At 42.7% G+C, this 1,502-nt stretch carries 1 protein-coding gene; it reads left to right on the top strand.

Features of this window, described 5'->3' with window-relative positions; all coding sequences use genetic code 11:
- The first annotated feature begins 354 nt into the window (after positions 1–354).
- Positions 355–1,431: a serine hydrolase gene (locus L0G63_RS13655; protein WP_301451143.1), complete on the top strand. Its 1,077-nt coding sequence runs from the start codon at positions 355–357 to the stop codon at positions 1,429–1,431.
- Positions 1,432–1,502: the final 71 nt, after the last annotated feature.

Below are 1,502 nucleotides of genomic sequence, written 5' to 3'. Positions count from 1 at the left end.
AATTTTAGCGATCAGCAGTGCCTATTTGCGAATGTTCAACACGCCCTAATCATAGGCTCTGCAAGCGTCTTTATTTAATATAATAAAAGACATGCAATCATGGCATTCTAAGTTAAGTTATATTGCTATAATGTTAATCAGTGTTTCTAAATTATAAACAGGTTGTATCAAAGTTTGAAGTAAGTCAAAAAAAACTACTAAATCAGTTTGATAGATTAGACTTAAATGTAAACCATGATACACTAAAAATACAAAAGCTCTATGTGAGTACTTACAAACACATCTATAAACACTACGTACGTTTTTGACGTCAGACAATATATCACTGACGTGATAGCGACAGCAGGAGGCATGATGAAGCAACTATCATTGACCAAACAGCAATTGATCGCTGCTATGATTTCATTGAGTTTGGGCAGTGTTGCACAAGCTGCACTTACGATTAATGGTAGCACTGAGACAGCCTCTAGTGCCCGTCTGAGTTGGGGTGGCGCTGATAGCTTGTCTGAAGCGCGTAACATTATGTACAAGTCTAACAGCTCTGCCATCAAAAAAGTCGACAACGGGTATGGTACGACCAACATCACAAATGGCAATAGCTTTGCAAGTAGCAACAATACCGCTCGTTACAACACCACTTATCGCGGCGCGTTTGGTAGCAGTGATATGATTCCGATCAGTACTGATTCGCGTAGTGTCGCGGTGATCGATGCTGAAACGGGCGAATCTATCTACGAAAAAGACGCTGATATTGCACGCCCTATGGCCAGTATTACCAAAATAATGACAGCCATGGTTGTGCTCGATGCAGGTCTTGATATGCGTGAAGAAATCATACTGGATCCTGAAGACTTTGTCGGACCAAAACGTGCAAGCTCACGCCTAAAATCAGGTGACCGTTTAAACCGTGCTGAGATGCTATTGATGGCATTGATGAAATCTGAAAACCCAGCAGCGAAGAGCTTAGCACGCAATTATCCAGGCGGCTACAGCGCCTTTATTCGTGCGATGAACCGCAAGGCTCAAGATTTAGGCATGAGCACCGCTTTCTTTGGTGACCCAACTGGGCTTGATAAGCGTAATGTGGCCTCATCAAATGATTTGGTAAAAATGGTACGTGCGGCTGGTAACTATGATGTGATTCGTCGTTTTTCTACCACCAAGAGCTATGACTTTTTTGTCTCGAACTACTCAAGTGGCAACCGCACTTATAAAGCCAACAACACCAGTAGCTTGGTTCGAGCGGGCAATTACCCAATCGGTATCTCAAAAACAGGTTTTATCAATGAAGCTGGCCGCTGTGTCGTCATGGAAACGCGAGTCAATAATCGTCCTGCGATTATTGTTATCTTGGGGGCAAACAGCTCAGCAACACGTTGGGGTGATGCCAAAAATATCTTAAACAGCTTGGCGACACGTCGTACCGTATAGACGCGCTGTTTTAAATATCTTAGATTAACACATGAAGTGCAATACCAAATGCAAGGTGAAAAAAAGACCTA

This window comes from Psychrobacter sp. (genome assembly GCF_030454045.1).
Classification (GTDB): Bacteria; Pseudomonadota; Gammaproteobacteria; order Pseudomonadales; family Moraxellaceae; genus Psychrobacter.
This window is presented reverse-complemented; position numbering and strand designations above follow the sequence as displayed.

Bases quoted from the DNA above. Each gene is read 5' to 3' on its own strand.
- L0G63_RS13655 (WP_301451143.1), top strand. From the start codon at position 355: ATGAAGCAACTATCATTGACCAAACAGCAATTGATCGCTGCTATGATT.